The organism is Stenotrophomonas sp. WZN-1 (genome assembly GCF_002192255.1).
Lineage (GTDB): Bacteria > Pseudomonadota > Gammaproteobacteria > Xanthomonadales > Xanthomonadaceae > Stenotrophomonas.
Map to the genome: position 1 here is coordinate 2,952,788 of NZ_CP021768.1, position 17,326 is coordinate 2,970,113.

Genomic DNA, 17,326 nt, shown 5'->3' on the forward strand with positions numbered 1-17,326 from the left:
ACACCGGCGCGGCAAAGGCTTACCCTAGACTCCATTGCACGTGGCTGGATGCAGCAGCCCGTCGGTTTTGCGGCCAACGCAGCCCCCGACGATCGTCCCGCTGCTTCAAACCGGACCAACCGGCCGGGCCACGTAGACGACCTCCCCGTAGTTCTGTCGCTGCCGTTTACTTCGGCGCGTCCTGCTGTTTGATATGTGTGGAATCGCGCCGATCCCGGCGTGTCTGGTGCCTTGGGGCTCCGTGGCGTTGGCCCGGCGAACCCGGTGCCGCGACTGGTCCGTTGCAATCCTGATCTCCATTAGATGACTTCCGAACTCGCGCTCGACGCGAACCCGCCAACCCGGCCGCCCGCCCCACAGCAGCAGGAAATGCCGCTGGCCGTCGTGCATGGGCAACCGGTCCTGCAGATTCCGCAGGACCTGTACATCCCGCCGGACGCGCTGGAAGTCATCCTGGATGCCTTCGAAGGCCCGCTGGACCTGCTGCTGTACCTGATCCGCCGCCAGAACCTGGATGTCCTGGATATTCCCGTCGCCGAGATCACCCGGCAGTACGTGGAATACATCACCGTGATGCGGGAGCTGCGCTTCGAGCTGGCGGCCGAGTACCTGGTGATGGCCGCGATCCTGGCCGAGGTGAAGTCGCGGATGCTGCTGCCGCGCCCAGTCAGCGAGGAAGGCGACGAGGCCGACCCGCGCGCCGAGCTGGTGCGCCGGCTGCAGGAGTACGAACGTTTCAAGCAGGCCGCCGAGGACATCGACGCCCTGCCCCGCCAGGACCGCGATACCAGCCTGGCACACGCCTTCATGCCCGAACGCGCCACGGTGAAGCTGCCGCCGCCGGTGGACCTGAAGGAAATGCTGCTGGCCCTGCACGACGTGCTCAAGCGCGCCGAGCTGTTCAGCGGCCACGCCATCAAGCGTGAGGCGCTGAGCGTGCGGCAACGCATGGGCGAAGTGCTGGGACGCCTGGAAGACGGCAAGTTCTATCGTTTTGAAGGGTTGTTCACCGCCGAAGAAGGCAAGCTGGGCGTGCTGGTCACGTTCCTGGCCGTGCTGGAACTGGCCAAGGAACAGCTGCTGGACATCGTCCAGGAAGAACCGCTGGCGCCGATCTACGTAAAGTCGCTGGCCGCCGGCAATACCAACGCCCCGCTGCAGTTCAGCAGCGAGTTCGACGACAACGACGACGCCGCCAATGCAAACGAGTGAGCGCTGACTGCCGATGGATCAATCGCTGATCAACCGCATTGTCGAGGGTGCCCTGCTGGCTTCCAGCCAGCCGCTCACCCTGGCCCAGCTGAAGGACCTGTTCCCGGAAGAGGAACCGGCACCGCCGGGCAGCATCGAACGTGCGCTGGAACGCCTGCGCGAGGCCTGCCAAGACCGCGGCGTGGAACTGGTCGAGGTTGCCTCCGGCTTCCGCTACCAGGTTACCGGCGAAGTGCATGGCTGGATCAGCCGGCTCTGGACCGAGCGCAAGACCCGCTACACCCGTGCCACCCTGGAAACCCTGGCGTTGATCGCCTACCGGCAACCGATCACCCGCGGCGAGATCGAGCAGGTGCGCGGCGTGGCGGTCAGCAGCAACATCATCCAGGCGCTGGAAGAACGCGAATGGATCCGCGTGGTCGGCCACCGCGACGTGCCCGGCAAGCCGGCGCTGTTCGGCACCACCAAGGGCTTCCTGGATTATTTCGGCCTGAAGCGATTGGATGAGCTGCCGCCACTGTCGGAACTGAAGGACCTGGGCGAACTGGAACCGCAGCTGTCCCTCGACCGCGATGCACCGGCGGTCGCCGGTGCCGAGGGCCCGGACATCTCGGCCGGCGCCGATGGCGCTGCCGCGAACGATGACACCGGCCTGGCCGGCAGTGACACTCCTGATTCCGCCGATGCAGCCCCTGCGTCGGCCACCGATGAGCAAGCACCTTCGCCCCTCGATGATGGGCACCCCGATTCCGCGCCGGGCGAGCGCGCGGTGCCAGTGAACGAACGCGAAGACAACGCCGTCGCGATGACGACCGTGGCTGTTGACCAAGCCGATTCCGAACCAGAGGCCGACCTCGAAACCGTCGGCCGGAGCAAAACTGATGAGTGACACCCCCCGTAACAAGCTCTCGCTGAAGCGCGAAGCCACCTCCGAACAGTTCAAGCTGGAAGAGCGCCTGCACAAGGTGCTGGCCCAGGCCGGCCTCGGCTCGCGCCGCGCGCTGGAACAGCGCATCGCCGAAGGCCTGGTCAAGGTCAACGGTGAAATCGCGCAGACCGGCATGTCGGTCAAGAGCGGCGACAAGATCGAACTGGATGGCCGTGGCTTCGTCGCCACCGCCCTGGCCGAGCCTTCGCGCGTGCTGGTCTACAACAAGCCGGAAGGCGAAGTAACCACCCGCGATGATCCGGAAGGCCGCCCAACCGTGTTCGAGTCGCTGCCGCCGCTGAAGGGCGCGCGCTGGATCGCCATCGGCCGCCTGGACATCAACACCACCGGCCTGCTGCTGGCCACCACCGACGGTGAGCTGGCCAACGCCATGATGCACCCGTCGTTCGAGGTCGAGCGCGAGTACGTGGTGCGCGTGCGTGCGCCGGAAGGCGAGGAAAAGGTCTCCGACGCCATCGTCGATCGCCTCACCCGTGGCGTCGCGCTGGAAGACGGCCCGGCCAAGTTCGATGAGATCGAACGCATCGGCGGCACCGATTCGCACGACTGGTTCCGCGTCGTGGTGAAGGAAGGCCGCAACCGCGAAGTGCGCCGCCTGTGGGAATCGCAGGGCTGCCAGGTCAGCCGCCTGAAGCGCACCCGCTATGGCAAGGTGAGCCTGCCGCGTGAACTGGCCCGTGGCCATTCGGTGGAACTGGGCACTGCACAGGTTGAAGCCCTGCGCGCGCAGCTGAAGCTGGAAGAAGGCGCACCGTCGGCACTGACCCTGCAGCCGGTGATCGGCCAGCGCCGCGCCGCCAAGACCACCGTGCGCGTGCGCGAAGGTGGCCGTGGCAACGCCTACGTCAACGGCCACAATACCGCTGACGAAGGCCGCGAGCTGCGTCGTTTCGACAACGTCCGCGAAGACCGCGGCCGTGGTCGCGGTGGCAAGGGTGGCGGCTTCAAGGGCGGCCTGACGGTCAGCGGTGAAGCGGCAGCCAAGCAGTCGCAGAAGCCGTTCAAGCAGCGCGCCCAGAAGAACGATCGTTCGCTGCCGGAAGGCAATCCGGCGGCGTTCCGCACCTGGTACGTGCCGGATGGCGTGAGCACCGGCCCGAGCGGCCATCGCAACGCCGGTCCGGGCGCACGCGGCCCCGGTGCCCGTGGTCCGGGTGCAGGCGGCCAGGGCCGTCCGTACGGCAAGCCGAAGGGTCCGGGCGCTGGCGCCGGTGGCGGCCAGGGCCGAGGCGGTTTCGGTGGTGAAGGCCGTGGCGGCGCAGGCAGCCAGGGTCGTCCGGCCGGTGCGGGCAACCGCTCGCAGGGCCAGGGCAACAAGCACCCGTACGGCCATCCGGGCAATGCCCCGAGCTTCCCGTCCGACCACGCCACGCCGGGCTTCAACCCGTATGGCAGCCCCAAGCCTGCACAGGGCGCCCGTCCGGGCGGTCGCGGTCCGGGCGGTGGCAACCGTGGTCCGGGCGGTAATCGCGGTCCCGGTGGTCCGGGTGGCAACCGTGGCCCGGGTGGCCCCGGCGGCAACCGCGGTCCCGGCGGCCCGCGCCGCAGCGGCCCGCGCGGCGGCTGATCGGCGGCCCGACTGAAACGAAAAACCCCGGTTCAAGCCGGGGTTTTTCTTTGAAAAGGGGACGGAGGGGACCAAGTCGCTTTTCTCCCCTTCGACACACAGCGCGGCACAAGCGAATCAATCCCCTCCGTCCCCTTTTGCGTGGCGCTGGAAGGCGGCGGGCGTGGTACCGGTCATGCTGCGGAAGAATGCGATGAACGGGCTCTCGGCGGAAAAGCCGGTGTCCTGCGCCACATGCGCAACGCGATGGCCTAGCAGCAGCAACTCCATGGCCCGCATCAGTCGCCATTGCTGGCGCCAAGCCTGGTAGCCCATGCCGGTATCACGCTGCATCAACCGGCCAACCGTGCGCACGCTCAAGCCCGCGCGCGCGGCCAGCTCGCCCAGTTCGGGCGGCAACTGCTCGGCCACTGGCAGGCAGCGCGCGATCCGTGGGTCGCGTGGCAGCGGCAGGTCCATCGGGGCCACCGGGGCGGCGGCGATCTCCAGCATGCACAAGGCCAGTTGGTGGTGCGCACGCGGCGCCCGCCAGTCATGGTCGAACGGCGCCTGCGCGATTGGCTCCAGCAATGCCTGCAGCAGGGGACCCACGCCGATGATCGCCGGCTGCTGCGGCAACTGGGCCGACAGGGTGGCCTCGAAGTACAACGAACGGTAGTCGACCGCTTGGCGCATCTGCGCGCGATGGCGCAGCCCACCCGGAATCCACGCCGCGCGCGCGGGCGGCAGCAGGCTGATGCGGTCACCGTAGGTCAGGCGCGTACAGCCTTGCCGGGTATACAGCAACTGCGCGCGTGCATGCTGATGCCAACCGGAGTCGTGATCCGACAATGAGGCCGCGATCCCCAACACCGGCGCGCTCCAGGCATCGGCATCGAAGTACGCATCCGGCTGCAACCAGGCCATGTCTGATTTCATCCATTCAATGGCAGGATAGACAGGGTGCGCCATCAGGGACGCGACCACAATGCGCGGCCCTGTTCCTGGAGCGCCCGCATGTCGCGCCGCCTGTTGTTGCTCACCATCGCACTGCTGATGTTCCCGCAGCTTGCGCAGACCCTGTACAGCCCTGCCCTGGCCGACCTCGCCGGGCGCTTCGCGTTGCCCCCCAGCGCAGCCAGCCAGGCCATGAGCTTGTACCTGTTCGGTTTCGCCGCCGGTGTCCTGCTATGGGGGCGGCTGGCCGACCATATCGGCCGTCGCCCTGCCCTGCTCTGCGGCCTGGCCGTGTTCGCACTGGCGGCCTGCGGCGGGCTGCTGGCCAGCACGTTCGGCGAGGTCCTGCTGGCCCAGGCACTGGCCGCGCTGGGTGCAGCGACGGCCTCGGTGGTCACCCAGACCGTACTGCGCGACCATCTGAAGGGACCCGCGTTGGCGCAGGCGTTCTCGTGGATCGGCATGGCGTTGGCCCTGAGCCCGGCGATCGGGCTGGCACTGGGGGCATTGCTGGTTGCCAACCACGGCTATGCCGGCGTGCAGGCCGGCCTGCTGCTGATTGTCATCCTGCTGATGCTCGGATGCGCATCCGGCCTGCAGGAGAGCCGCCCTGCCGAAGTCGTGCACACGCCCCTGCTGCCACTGTTGCGGCAACTGCTGCGTGATCGCTGGATCTGGTCACAGGCGCTGTTGGTGATGGCGTTCAACGTGGCCATGTACAGCTGGTACGCGCTGGGCCCGTTCGTGTTCGAACGCCTGCACTGGCCGCTGGCCTGGTTCGGTGCCAGCGGCGCGGTGCTGGCGCTGGGCTCGGCGCTGGGTGCATGGGGCAATGGCCGCCTGCTGCGCGCAGGCGTTGCTTCTGCCACGCGTATCCGCCTTGCCGCCGGACTGCTGCTGGCCGGTGGCCTGTTGGCTGCGCTGCTGCGCGACCAACCGGCACTGGTCGCGGCGATGGTACCGGTGGTGGCCGCTTTCGGCCTGGCCATTCCCAATGTGCTCGGCCAGGCCCTGCGCGGATATCCGCACTGCCTGGGCAGTGCCGGTGCCCTGTTCGGACTGCTCTACTACCTGTTGATCGGCGCGGCGATGGCGGTAGTCGGTGCACTGCAACTGCTGGCACCGACACTCATCGTGTGCGGCCTGCTTGCATTGTGGTTGCAGCGGCCGCGCCCGGTTACGGTCTAGGAATTGCTGCAAAGACCGCGCACTGTGCGCTGCTTCCGGAATCGACGCCACTGCGCTGGCTATCGTGCGCGCTCCCCCCAACGAGGCAGATGCCCATGGTCACCATTACCGCCGAACAGGCGCGCGCCAACGCCGATGCCGCTACGCGTCCCATCGACCAGTACTACCGCGATCTCGACACGTCGATCCGGGCGGGGTCGGAGAATGGTCGCCGCTACATCGTGTTCGGCTTCAACCAGGCACTGGCCAGCGAGCGGCTCGTCGAGGGCGTCGTCGCGCAGTTGCTGAACAATGGCTTCGAGGTCAAACAACTGCCCAGCGACGCCCAGCAGCATTACATCCATATCAGCTGGGAAGGGACCGAGCCGGCCCCACTCAGCGGCGGCTGATGGTGAAGGCGGCGCCGTCCACGCCCAGGTCCCAACCCTTGCCGGTGCCGGACAGGGCCAGCGAGATGTCGCCCTTGGTCATCACCTGCGCATTGCTGGACTTCACTGCGCCCGCATGCGCCCCCACCGAGGCGTAGGTGCCCAGCAGTTCGTTGACGCTCACGGCGCCGGTGAAGCTGCCACGGCCATTGGTGATCTTCGACTTGCCCACGGTCAGGCCGCCGCCCTTCACTTCGATGCGCACCGGCAGGCTGGTGCCGTTGCTGCAGCTGACCGTGCCATTGCCGGAGGCGGTCTTGTAGATCAGTGACCAACCGGACAGGTTGTAGCGCAACTGGCAATCGAGGTTGCCGGCGGCGTGCGCGGCCGGGGCCAGCGTTGCAGCGGACAGGGCCAGCAGCAGGGCGAAGGGCTTGTTCATGGCAGGACTTCCAGTTCGGTCGGACTGCCGGCGAATCTAGCAGCGCGCGCGTGCACGTTGGATGCAGGCGCGCGCGCTGGTGCGGCAGTGTTCAGGCCGTCGCTCAGGCCTGCTCGTCCAGGTGGAAGGCATCGGCATCGAGCATCGCCGGGAAACGCGCGCGGTGCGCGGCCAGCGCGTCGGCGGAGATGGTGGTGGTGACCACCTGTTCGCGTTCGCGGATCTCCACCTGCGGCTGTCCAAGGAAGTCGATCACCGCGCTGTCACCGGCGTAATGCAGCTGGTTGCCGTCCACGCCAACGCGGTTCACCGCCGCCACGAAGCACAGGTTCTCGATCGCCCGCGCACGCAGCAGGGTCTTCCACGCATAGGCGCGCGCCGACGGCCAGTTGGCGACGAAGATCTGCAGGTCGAAGTCCAGCTGATCAGGGCGTTCCACGTTGTAGCGGTTGCGGCAGAACACCGGGAAACGCAGGTCGTAGCAGACCTGCGGATTGATCCGCCAGCCTTTCCATTCCACGCTCAGGCGCTCACGGCCGGCGGCATAGCGTTCGTGTTCACCGCCGTAGCGGAACAGGTGGCGCTTGTCGTAGTACTGAAGGTCGCCATCGGGCGTGGCGAACAGCAGGCGGTTGTAGACGCCGTTGCCCTCGCGCAGCTGCACGCTGCCGATCACCGCCGCGTTCAAGGCCTTGGCCTGTTCGCGCAGCCAGGCCACGGTCGGGCCATCCATGCCTTCGGCCTGGGCGATGGCCTCGTTGGAGAAGCCACTGGTGAAGGTCTCCGGCAGGATCACCAGGTCGGTGGTGCCGGCCAGCGGTGCCAGCAACGCACCGTAGTAGGCGCGGTTGCCCGCCGGGTCATGCCAGCGGGTGTCACCCTGGACGAGGGAGATGCGCAGGTCCTGCATGTCCGTGCCTCCGCTCACAGCAGGCGCAGGCGTTCGATCGCCGCGTCCATGGTCGCTTCGTTCTTGGCAAAGCACAGCCGCACCAGGCGCTGGCCGGCCGGCGGATTCTCGTAGAACGGCGACAGCGGGATGGCGGTGACGCCCTTCTCGATGGTCAGCCACTTCACGAACTCGTGATCCGGCAGGTCACTGATGGCCGAGTAGTCGACCAGCTGGAAGTAACCGCCCGGCACCGGCAGCGCCTTCAGGCGGGTGCCGGCCAGCTGCTCGCGGAAGCGGTCGCGCTTGGCCTGGTAGAACGCGCCCAGCTCCAGGTGGTGTTGGGGCTCGTCGCGGATCATCGCGGCGAAGCCATGCTGCGCCGGACCGAAGCTGGTGAAAGTGTTGTACTGGTGCACCTTGCGGAACTCGGCGGTCAGCGCCGGCGGGGCGATCGCATAACCGATCTTCCAGCCGGTGCAGTGGTAGGTCTTGCCGAAACTGGAGATGACGAACGCGCGCTCGCGCAGTTCCGGGTAGCGCAGCGCCGATTCATGGCGGCGCCCGTCGTAGATGATGTGTTCGTACACCTCATCGGAGATGAGGTAGATCTGCGTGCCGCGCAGCAGTTCGGCCAGCGCCTGCATGTCCTGCGCCGACAGCATCGCGCCGGACGGATTGTGCGGGGTGTTGACGATCAGCATGCGGGTGCGCGGGGTGATCGCTGCACGCACGCGGTCCCAGTCGACCGCGAACGTCTGCGGATCGAGCGACACATGCACGGCCTTGGCGCCGGCCAGGTCGATCGCCGGTTCGTAGCAGTCATACGCCGGGTCGAGCACGATCACTTCCTCGCCGGCACGCACCACGGCGTGGATGGCGTTGAAGATGGCCTCGGTGCCACCGCTGGTGACGGTGATCTCGCTGTCCGCATCGACCTGCGCGCCGTAGCAGTCCAGCGCCTTCTGTGCGATGGCCTGGCGCAGCGGCGCCACTCCGGTCATCGGCGGGTACTGGTTCAGCCCGGCGGCCATCGCCCTGGCGGTCTCGTCGATCAGGCGCTGCGGCGCCGAAAAGTCCGGGAAACCCTGGCCCAGGTTGACCGCGCCGTGTTCGGCGGCGAGCTGGGACATCACGGTGAAGATCGTGGTACCGACCTTGGGCAGCTTGGTGGTGGGTTGCATCGGCCTGGGGATATGGGGAGACAGGCCCCTGAGTTTACGCAATCCCTGCTTCGGTAGCGCCGGCCGCTGGCCTGCAACCCGGGACGATCTGCGACGCTGGGTCGCACCTGCCGGGCAGCGGCCGGCACTACCCTGTGAATTCACCGCTACAATTGCCGCCGCACTCCGGCATGAAGACCTTTGCCCCTTGAACACCCCTGCATTGCTGGCCGCCAGCGGCCTGAGCTTCTCCCGCAATGACGAGCCGGTGTTCGGCCCGCTGGACTTCCATGTGGACGCCGGTGAAGCCCTGCTGGTGCAGGGCGGCAATGGCGCCGGCAAGACCACCCTGCTGCGCGTGCTGGCCGGCCTGGCCCGGCCCGGTGCTGGCCAGGTGCGGATCGACGGCAAGGCCGCCAGCAATGCCGAACGTGCTCGCTACGTGGCCTACCTCAGCCACCTGCCGGCCCTGAAGCCGGACCTCGGCACGCTGGAAAACCTGCATTTCCTGTGTGGCCTGCACGGACGGCGTGCGCGGCAGATGCCCGGCAACGCACTGGCCATCGTCGGCCTGGCCGGTCATGAGGACACCCTGGTACGGCACCTGTCGGCCGGACAGAAGCGGCGGCTGGCACTGGCGCGCATCTGGCTGTCGCCGGCGCCGTTGTGGCTGCTGGACGAACCCTACGCCAACCTCGACCTGGAGGGCATCACCCTGGTCAACCGGATGATTTCGGCGCACCTGCGCGCCGGTGGCGCTGCGCTGGTCACCACCCATGGCGCCTATGCCGCACCGCCGGTGCGTACCCGCCAGCTCGACCTCGGCGGTGCCGCATGATCGCGCCGGGCACCGAACCAGGCCTGTGGCAGACCGCAGGCGCCCTGCTCAAGCGCGACCTGCGCCTGCTCTGGCGCCGCCGCGGCGACGCGCTGCAGCCACTGCTGTTCGCGGTGCTGGTGGTGGTGCTGTTCGCACTGGCCCAGGGCCGCGAACCACAACTGCTGGCCGCCACCGCCGGCGCGGTGCTGTGGCTGGCCGTGCTGCTGGCGGGACAGCTGTCGCTGGATTCGCTGTTCCGCTCCGACGCCGAGGACGGCTCGCTGGAACAATGGCTGCTGGCGCCGGTGCCGCTGGCCTGGCTGGTGCTGGTGCGCGTGCTGCTGCATTGGGCCACCACTGCGTTGCCGCTGATCGTGGTCAGCCCGCTGCTGGCCGAAATGCTGCATCTGCCGCATGACCAGCTGCCGATGTTGCTGGCATCGTTGCTGCTGGGAACACCATTGCTGAGCTTGATCGGTGGCGTGGTCGCCGCACTGACCGTTGGCATCCGACGCTCTGGTATTCTCGTGGCGCTGCTGTCGTTGCCGCTGTACGTGCCGGTGCTGGTGTTCGGTGCAGGCAGCCTGGCGGCAGCCGGACGCGGACAGGATCCGGTCGGTGCGCTGCTGATGCTGGGCGCCGGCCTGCTGGTCGCGCTGGTGCTGGCGCCGCTGGCCACCGCTGCTGCAATACGTATTTCTCTGAGTTGACCGAGCTGAGAGCCAATCCACCCCTGCTGGATAGCCGCCACGCATGAATCCGATTGTCCGCTGGTTCCACCAACTCGGTTCGCCCCCCACGTTCGACCGTTTCGCTGCCCGCTGGTCGCGGGTGTTCTACCTCGCGGCGGTGCCGGTGCTGCTGGTCGGCATGTGGCAGGCGCTGCTGGTGGTACCGCCGGAAGCCAAGCAGCTGGACAGCTTCCGCATCCTCTACATCCACGTGCCCAGTGCCTGGATGAGCCTGTTCGTGTTCGCGCTGATGGCGTTGTATGCGGCCATCGCACTGATCTGGCGGATCAAGGTCTGCGAGATCCTGGCGATGGCCTGTGCGCCGATGGGTGCCGGCTTCACCCTGATCACCCTGTTGACCGGCAGCATCTGGGGCAAGGGCACCTGGGGCACCTGGTGGGACTGGGACCCGCGCATGACCAGCGAGCTGGTGCTGCTGTTCCTGTACCTGGGCGTGATCGGCCTGTACCACGCCATCGAGGACCGCCGCAGCGCCGCGCGCGCAGCCGGCCTTCTGGCCATCGTCGGTGTCAGCCTGCTGCCGGTGATCCGCTACTCGGTGGACTGGTGGGGTGGCCTGCACCAGCGCCAGTCGATCAACGTATTCGGTGAATCGGCGATCAGCAGCGCGATGATCGCGCCGCTGTGGTGGATGGTGATCGGCACCAAGTTCTGGTTCGCCGGCTCGGTGCTGGCCAAGGCCCGCGCCGACAATCTCGACCGCGAGGCCGGCAAGGCCTGGGTCGGTGGTCGCGTCGATGCCGAACGCCCGGCCCGGGAGGCCCAGCCATGACCCACCTGCCCTATGTGATCGGCGCCTACGCCGTGTTCGTGCTGGTGCTCGGCGCCGATGCCATCGGTTCGTGGCTGCGCCTGCGCGTGGCGCGTCGGCTGGCACTGGCCCGGCAGCAACGGCAGCAGACCCGCGCCGGCAGGCAGGACGCAGCGGCGCCGCTGTCGACGGAGCTGGAACGATGACCCCGGTACAGCGTCGCCGCCTGGTGTGGGTGCTGCTGGCCCTGCTCGCCTCCGGCCTGGCTACCGCGCTGGTGGCGATGGCGCTGGAGCGCAACATTGCCTACCTGTACACCCCCTCGGAAGTCCTGCGCGGCGATGTCGATGCGCAGTCGCGCTTCCGCCTCGGCGGCATGGTGGTGAAAGGCTCCTTCAACCGACCGGTCGGCTCGCTGGAGGCACGTTTTGAAGTGACCGACGGCGATGCCCAGCTGGCGGTGACCACGTCGCGGATCCTGCCGGACATGTTCGCCGAGGGCACGGCGGTGGTCGCCAGTGGCCGACTGCAGGACGGCACCTTCGTCGCCGACGAGGTGCTGGCCAAGCACGATGAGAAGTACGTGCCGAAGGAAGTGGCCGACAAGATGGGCGACGCCCATCGCAAGCACGACGTGCCGGTGACGGCACCCGAGGTGCGCTGAGTGTTGCCCGAACTGGGTCAGATCCTGCTGCTGTGCGCGTTGCTGGCCTCGCTGCTGCAGGCCGGCCTGCCGCTGGTCGGCGCGCAGCGCAACAACACGGCGTGGATGGCGGTGGCACGACCTGCCGCGTTCGCGCAGCTGCTGCTGGTCGCTGGCGCATTCTCCGTGCTGACCGCCGCGTTCGTGCAGCAGGACTTCTCGGTACGCTACGTGGCCGAGAACTCCAATTCGCTGCTGCCGATGGTCTACCGCTACTCGGCGGTCTGGGGCGCGCACGAGGGTTCGCTGCTGATGTGGGCGCTGGTGCTGGCGCTGTGGACCGGCGCGGTGGCGCTGTTCTCGCGGCACCTGCCGGCGCCGGTGCAGGCGCGCGTACTGGCGGTGATGGGCGTGGTCAGCGTCGGCTTCCTCGCCTTCCTGATCTTCACCTCCAATCCGTTCCTGCGCCTGAACCCGGCGCCGCTGGAAGGCCGCGACCTCAACCCGCTGCTGCAGGACCCTGGGCTGATCATCCACCCACCGATGCTCTACATCGGCTATGTCGGCTTCGCGGTGCCGTTCGCGTTCGCGGTGGCCGCATTGCTGGAAGGCCGCGTCGACGCACGCTGGCTGCGCTGGACGCGGCCGTGGACCAACGTCGCCTGGGGGTTCCTGACCCTGGGCATCGCGCTGGGCAGCTGGTGGGCCTATTACGAGCTGGGCTGGGGCGGCTGGTGGTTCTGGGACCCGGTGGAAAATGCCAGCTTCATGCCTTGGCTCGTCGGCGCGGCGCTGATCCATTCGCAGGCCGTCACTGAAAAGCGTGGCACCTTCGGCAGCTGGACCCTGCTGCTGGCGATCGCCGCCTTCGCGCTGTCGCTGCTGGGCACGTTCCTGGTGCGCTCCGGCGTGCTGACCAGCGTGCATTCGTTCGCCGCCGATCCCTCGCGTGGCTTGTTCATCCTGGTGTTCCTGTCGGTGCTGGTCGGCGGCAGCCTGCTGCTGTATGCGCTGCGTGCCAACCAGCTGAGCGTGGACGCCGACGATCCGCGTCGTGGCTTCACCGCCACCTCGCGCGAGACCCTGCTGCTGGCCAACAACCTGCTGCTGGCCACCGCCTGCGCGATGGTGCTGCTCGGCACGCTGTACCCGCTGCTGGCCGATGCGCTGTCGCTGGGCAAGATCTCGGTCGGCCCGCCCTACTTCGGCAGCCTGTTCCTGCTGCTGATGGCGCCGATGATCCTGCTGCTGCCGTTCGGCCCGCTGGTGAAGTGGCAGCGCGACCAGCCCTCGCGCGCGGTCGCGCTGCTGGCACCGTGGCTGGGCCTGGCGCTGCTGCTGGGCGCGCTGGCCTGGTGGCAGGCGCCGCAGAACGGCTGGAAGGCCGGTCTCGGTGTCGCTGCCGCGGTCTGGGTCGGCTTCGGTACCGCACGCTTCGTCTGGCAACGACTGCGCGGCAATGGCCGCTTCACCGCCGAAATGCTCGGCATGATCGTCGCCCATGCCGGCATTGCCGTGTTCCTGGCTGGCGCGCTGCTGGTGGAAGCGCTGAACGTGCAGCGCGAGGTGGCACTGGCACCGGGCCAGCAGCTGGTGGTCGGCCGCTACGAAGTGCGCTTCGAGGGCGTGGACCATCGCGAAGGCCCCAACTTCATCGCCGACCGTGGCCACCTGCGCGTGTTCCGCAACGGCCGTGAGCTGGCGCTGCTGCACCCGGAGAAGCGCCAGTACGCCAGCGGCGGCCAGGTGATGACCGAGGCCGGCATCGATGCACGCTTCGATGGTGATGTCTACGTGGCATTGGGCGAGCCGCTGGGCAACAATGCATGGGCGGTCCGGGTGCACATCAAGCCGTTCGTGCGCTGGATCTGGCTGGGCGCGCTGCTGATGGCCCTGGGCGGATTCATCACCGCCGCCGACCGCCGTTTCCGTCGTCCGTAGGAGTTCCCATGTCCGAGTCCCCCGCCCCGCGCCCCTCCCGCCCGCTGCCGCCGGTAGCCATCGTGATCGGCGTGCTGTTCTTCTTCGGCCTGCTCGGGCTGATGATCTACGGGGTGATGAAATCGGGTGATCCGCAGCGCGACGTACTGCCGTCGGCGCTGATCGACAAGCCGGCGCCGGCGTTCGCGCTGCCGGTGCTGCACGACCCTGAGATGATCGTGCACAGCGACGACCTGCGCGGCGCGCCCTACCTGCTGAACGTGTGGGGCAGCTGGTGCGCGGCCTGCCGCGAAGAACACCCGGTGCTGACCCGGTTCGCCGAGAGCAAGCGCGTGCGCGTGATCGGCTACAACTGGAAGGACGACCCGACCGATGCGCTGCACTGGCTGGAACAGCTGGGCAACCCGTTCATGGTGGTGCTCAGCGACGTCGAGGGCCGCACCGCGATCGACTGGGGCGTGACTGCCGCACCGGAAACCTTCCTGGTCGATGGCAGCGGCATCGTGCGCTGGAAGTACAGCGGTGCGATGACCCAGCGCGTGGTGGACGAGAAGCTGATCCCGGCGCTGCAGAAGATCGAGAAGGCCCAGGGCAGTGCCAGCAACACCCTGCACACGGCACCCTGAGCCCATGCGCTGGCTGCTGGCCCTGCTGCTCCTGATGCTGCCGCTGGCCGCGCTGGCCCAGCAGCCGCTGCACGATCCGCAGCCGCTGCAGTTCCGCGATGGCGCCGAAGAACGCCGCTTCCACGACCTGGCCGCGCAGCTGCGCTGCGTGCAGTGCCAGAACCAGTCACTGGCCGATTCCAACGCGCAGATCGCGCAGGACCTGCGCCGCGAGGTGCTGCAGTTGATGCAGCAGGGCCACGACGACGCACAGATCAAGCAGTTCCTGGTCGCCCGCTACGGCGAGTTCGTGCTCTACCAGCCGCCGTTGCAGCCGGGTACCTGGCTGCTGTGGGGCGGCCCGCTGCTGGTGCTCGGCGCCGGCGCACTGGTGGTGCTGGGCATCGTCCGCCGCCGTGGCCGCGCGGTAGCGGCGATGCCGGCAAGCAAGGCCGATGAGGGAGACGGATGGTGAGCCATTGGCTGCCGGTGCTTGCCGGTCTGGTCGCCGCGCTGATGGCGGCGCTTGTGCTGTGGCCGCTGCGCCGGCACGGTCGCCGCGGTTTCGTGGTGGGCGTGCTCGCGCTGGGCGTCGCCGGCGCCTGCCTGTATCTGCTGGTCGGTGACCCGCGTGCGGCACAGGTGCAGCCGGCGCCCTCGGTGGCGACATTGCGCGATGGCGTGCAGGCCTTGCAGGACGCACTGAAGCGTGATCCGCAGCGTGCCGATGGCTGGGCATTGCTCGGACGGTCGCAGGCGGAGCTAGGCAATGTCTCAGCCGCGGCGGATGCCTTCGCCAGGGCCGCCGCATTGGCACCGGATGATCCGGGCGTGCTGGTGGAAGCCGCGCAGGCGCGCGCGCAGGCCGATGCCGGCAAGCAGTTCGATGACACCGCAATGGCCTGGTTGCAGCAGGCGCGCACGCTGGCCCCGGACGCCGAGCGCGCCAGCTGGCTGCTGGGCATCGCCCTGCGCCAGCGCGGAAAGAATGCCGAGGCCGCTGACGTGTGGAGCGGCCTGTTGCCACGACTGGAACCGGGTGCCGCGCAGGCGCTGCAGGCACAGATCGCCATCGCCCGCGAGGCCGCCGGCCAGGCGCCCGATGTTGCCGCTGCGGCGCCATCGGCGCTGCTGCAGGTGCGCGTGCAGCTGCCTGCGCTGAAGAACACCGAGTGGCCCGCCAGTACCCAGGTATTCGTGCTGGCCCGCGCCGTGGGTGGACCGCCGATGCCGGTGGCCGCGCGCAAGCTGCCCCTGGCCGGTTTCCCGGCCACGGTCGGGCTGGGCGACGGTGACAGCCCGATGCCGACCGCACCGCTGTCGGCCCACCGCGAAGTGGAAGTGCTGGCACGCATCTCGCGCAGCGGCAGCGCCAACCGCAGCGAGGATGACCTGCAGAGCGTTCCGGTGAAAGTGAGCCTGCCGCATGAAGGCGTGGTGGAGTTGCGGTTTCCCTGACCTGTAGAGCCGAGCCCATGCTCGGCTGCCAAATGCCAGGAAACCAACGGCAGCCGAGCATGGGCTCGGCTCTACAGTAGATCCACGCCATGCGTGGATACGGGCACCGATGGAAACCAGCGTGTCGCCAGCTCCACATGCGGCCCCGCTAGAATGACTGCATGACCGAATTCATCCCGCCCGGCACCCGCTTCCACGCCCTGCCCTCGCCGTTCCCGTTCAAACGCGGTGGCGCCCTGCATGGCGCACGCGTGGCCTATGAAACCTGGGGAACGCTGGCGGCGGACGCCAGCAATGCGATCCTGATCGTGACCGGCCTGTCGCCGGACGCACATGCGGCGGCCAACGAGGCCAACCCGGCGCCGGGCTGGTGGGAAGGCATGGTCGGCCCCGGCAGGCCGATCGATACCGACCGCTGGTTCGTGGTCTGCGTGAACTCGCTGGGCAGCTGCAAGGGCTCGACCGGTCCCGCCTCGCTCAACCCGGCCAGCGGTGAACCCTATCGCCTGGACTTCCCCGAGCTGTCGATCGAAGACGGCGCACGCGCCGCGATCGAAGTCGTGCGTGCACTGGGCATCGAACAGCTGGCCTGCGTGGTCGGCAATTCAATGGGCGGCATGACCGCACTGGCGGTGCTGATGCTGCATCCGGGCGTCGCGCGCAGCCACGTCAACATTTCCGGCAGTGCGCAGGCGCTGCCGTTCTCGATCGCGATCCGCTCGCTGCAGCGCGAGGCAATCCGTCTCGACCCGCGCTGGAATGGCGGTCGCTACGACGATGCCGAGTACCCCGAGTCCGGCATGCGCATGGCACGCAAGCTCGGCGTGATCACCTACCGCTCGGCACTGGAATGGGATGGCCGTTTCGGCCGCGTGCGGCTGGATTCGGACCAGGCCGACGACGATCCGTTCGGCCTTGAATTCCAGGTGGAAAGCTATCTGGAAGGCCATGCACGGCGCTTCGTGCGCTTCTTCGATCCGAACTGCTACCTGTACCTGAGCCGTTCGATGGACTGGTTCGACCTGGCCGAGTATGCCGACGGCGACGTGCTGGCCGGGCTGGCGAAAATCCGGGTGGAGAAGGCACTGGCAATCGGCGCCAACACCGACATCCTGTTCCCGGTGCAGCAGCAGCAACAGGTCGCCGACGGCCTGCGTGCCGGCGGTGCCGACGCGCGCTTCATCGGCCTGGAGTCGCCGCAGGGCCATGACGCCTTCCTCGTCGATTTCGAGCGTTTCGGCCCGGCCGTGCGCGGCTTCCTCGACGCGCTGTAAGTGGCGTGGCGGCGTAATCTCGCGCTGGCCGCATTCGGCGCGCTGGCCGCCTTGATGATCAGCGGCGTACTGCCGCTGTGGCTGGGCGGCTGGTGCCTGCTGGCCAGCGCGGTGTCGTTCGGGCTGTACGGCCATGACAAGCGCGCGGCACAGCGAAAGCAATGGCGGATACCCGAGCGCACCCTGCAGTTGCTGGCCTTCGCCGGGGGCTGGCCAGGCGCGCTGCTGGGCCAGGCGCTGTTCCGCCACAAGCACCGCAAGGCCGAATTCCAGTGGGTGTTCTGGCTGTGCGTGCTGGCCAACGTCGCCTCGATCGCAGTGATGCTGCGCGAGTTTTCGCGGTAACCGTTCGAATGGGTAGATCCACG

Annotated in this window: 20 protein-coding genes; 16 read left to right on the forward strand and 4 right to left on the reverse strand. The window is 68.1% G+C overall.

Features of this window, described 5'->3' with window-relative positions:
- Positions 1-303 precede the first annotated feature (303 nt).
- From CCR98_RS13960 to CCR98_RS13970, 3 genes are read left to right on the forward strand one after another with little or no spacing between them, the layout of a single operon-like run.
- The gene (locus CCR98_RS13960) at positions 304-1,212 is read left to right on the forward strand and encodes a ScpA family protein (RefSeq protein WP_087923091.1); all 909 of its coding nucleotides are present in this window, start codon (positions 304-306) and stop codon (positions 1,210-1,212) included.
- A gap of 13 nt (positions 1,213-1,225) precedes the next feature.
- Positions 1,226-2,101, forward strand: a complete 876-nt coding sequence (gene scpB, locus CCR98_RS13965; protein ID WP_087923092.1) for an SMC-Scp complex subunit ScpB — start codon at positions 1,226-1,228, stop codon at positions 2,099-2,101.
- Complete coding sequence (locus CCR98_RS13970) at positions 2,094-3,728, forward strand: pseudouridine synthase (protein ID WP_087923093.1); 1,635 nt, start codon at positions 2,094-2,096, stop codon at positions 3,726-3,728. Before scpB ends, CCR98_RS13970 begins: the two co-directional genes overlap by 8 nt.
- A gap of 117 nt (positions 3,729-3,845) precedes the next feature.
- On the opposite strand, the gene CCR98_RS13975 is transcribed toward CCR98_RS13970, so the two are convergent.
- Positions 3,846-4,634 (reverse strand): helix-turn-helix transcriptional regulator, encoded by a 789-nt coding sequence (locus tag CCR98_RS13975; RefSeq protein ID WP_087923094.1) that lies wholly within the window; start codon positions 4,632-4,634, stop codon positions 3,846-3,848.
- Positions 4,635-4,724: 90 nt separating this feature from the next.
- Between CCR98_RS13975 and CCR98_RS13980 the strand changes: the two genes are divergently transcribed.
- A complete protein-coding gene (locus tag CCR98_RS13980; RefSeq protein WP_087923095.1) occupies positions 4,725-5,852 on the forward strand; it encodes an MFS transporter in 1,128 nt (375 codons plus the stop codon).
- Between the two features lie 95 nt (positions 5,853-5,947).
- The gene (locus CCR98_RS13985; RefSeq protein ID WP_087923096.1) at positions 5,948-6,241 is read left to right on the forward strand and encodes a hypothetical protein; all 294 of its coding nucleotides are present in this window, start codon (positions 5,948-5,950) and stop codon (positions 6,239-6,241) included.
- Here the strand turns inward: CCR98_RS13985 and CCR98_RS13990 are convergent.
- The 3 genes from CCR98_RS13990 to CCR98_RS14000 all read right to left on the reverse strand — a co-directional run bounded on the left by CCR98_RS13990 (position 6,228) and on the right by CCR98_RS14000 (position 8,735).
- Complete coding sequence (locus tag CCR98_RS13990) at positions 6,228-6,662, reverse strand: hypothetical protein (RefSeq protein ID WP_014037831.1); 435 nt, start codon at positions 6,660-6,662, stop codon at positions 6,228-6,230. The genes CCR98_RS13985 and CCR98_RS13990 overlap by 14 nt on opposite strands.
- A gap of 103 nt (positions 6,663-6,765) precedes the next feature.
- Positions 6,766-7,572 carry an amidohydrolase gene (locus tag CCR98_RS13995; protein ID WP_087923097.1) on the reverse strand — a complete coding sequence of 269 codons (807 nt, stop codon included), beginning with the start codon at positions 7,570-7,572 and terminating at the stop codon, positions 6,766-6,768.
- A gap of 14 nt (positions 7,573-7,586) precedes the next feature.
- A complete protein-coding gene (locus tag CCR98_RS14000; protein ID WP_087923098.1) occupies positions 7,587-8,735 on the reverse strand; it encodes a pyridoxal phosphate-dependent aminotransferase in 1,149 nt (382 codons plus the stop codon).
- Between the two features lie 187 nt (positions 8,736-8,922).
- Between CCR98_RS14000 and ccmA the strand changes: the two genes are divergently transcribed.
- The 11 genes from ccmA (at position 8,923) to CCR98_RS14055 (ending at position 17,303) form a co-directional block, all read left to right on the forward strand.
- Positions 8,923-9,552 (forward strand): heme ABC exporter ATP-binding protein CcmA, encoded by a 630-nt coding sequence (ccmA, locus tag CCR98_RS14005; protein ID WP_087923099.1) that lies wholly within the window; start codon positions 8,923-8,925, stop codon positions 9,550-9,552.
- Positions 9,549-10,244: a heme exporter protein CcmB gene (gene ccmB / locus CCR98_RS14010; RefSeq protein WP_006456616.1), complete on the forward strand. Its 696-nt coding sequence runs from the start codon at positions 9,549-9,551 to the stop codon at positions 10,242-10,244. The genes ccmA and ccmB overlap by 4 nt, the downstream gene beginning before the upstream one ends.
- A gap of 43 nt (positions 10,245-10,287) precedes the next feature.
- Positions 10,288-11,058 carry a heme ABC transporter permease CcmC gene (gene ccmC, locus CCR98_RS14015; protein WP_087923100.1) on the forward strand — a complete coding sequence of 257 codons (771 nt, stop codon included), beginning with the start codon at positions 10,288-10,290 and terminating at the stop codon, positions 11,056-11,058.
- Positions 11,055-11,243, forward strand: a complete 189-nt coding sequence (gene ccmD / locus CCR98_RS14020; RefSeq protein ID WP_005410342.1) for a heme exporter protein CcmD — start codon at positions 11,055-11,057, stop codon at positions 11,241-11,243. Before ccmC ends, ccmD begins: the two co-directional genes overlap by 4 nt.
- Positions 11,240-11,701, forward strand: a complete 462-nt coding sequence (gene ccmE / locus CCR98_RS14025) for a cytochrome c maturation protein CcmE (protein ID WP_014647764.1) — start codon at positions 11,240-11,242, stop codon at positions 11,699-11,701. The genes ccmD and ccmE overlap by 4 nt, the downstream gene beginning before the upstream one ends.
- A complete protein-coding gene (locus tag CCR98_RS14030) occupies positions 11,702-13,621 on the forward strand; it encodes a heme lyase CcmF/NrfE family subunit (RefSeq protein ID WP_087923101.1) in 1,920 nt (639 codons plus the stop codon).
- 8 nt (positions 13,622-13,629) lie between these two features.
- Complete coding sequence (locus CCR98_RS14035; RefSeq protein ID WP_087923102.1) at positions 13,630-14,247, forward strand: DsbE family thiol:disulfide interchange protein; 618 nt, start codon at positions 13,630-13,632, stop codon at positions 14,245-14,247.
- A gap of 4 nt (positions 14,248-14,251) precedes the next feature.
- Positions 14,252-14,701: a cytochrome c-type biogenesis protein gene (locus tag CCR98_RS14040; RefSeq protein WP_087923103.1), complete on the forward strand. Its 450-nt coding sequence runs from the start codon at positions 14,252-14,254 to the stop codon at positions 14,699-14,701.
- Positions 14,695-15,684, forward strand: a complete 990-nt coding sequence (locus tag CCR98_RS14045) for a cytochrome C biogenesis protein (protein WP_087923104.1) — start codon at positions 14,695-14,697, stop codon at positions 15,682-15,684. Before CCR98_RS14040 ends, CCR98_RS14045 begins: the two co-directional genes overlap by 7 nt.
- A 161-nt stretch (positions 15,685-15,845) precedes the next feature.
- The gene (locus tag CCR98_RS14050) at positions 15,846-16,958 is read left to right on the forward strand and encodes a homoserine O-acetyltransferase (RefSeq protein ID WP_087923105.1); all 1,113 of its coding nucleotides are present in this window, start codon (positions 15,846-15,848) and stop codon (positions 16,956-16,958) included.
- The gene (locus tag CCR98_RS14055; RefSeq protein ID WP_014037842.1) at positions 16,959-17,303 is read left to right on the forward strand and encodes a DUF1294 domain-containing protein; all 345 of its coding nucleotides are present in this window, start codon (positions 16,959-16,961) and stop codon (positions 17,301-17,303) included.
- Positions 17,304-17,326 lie beyond the last annotated feature (23 nt).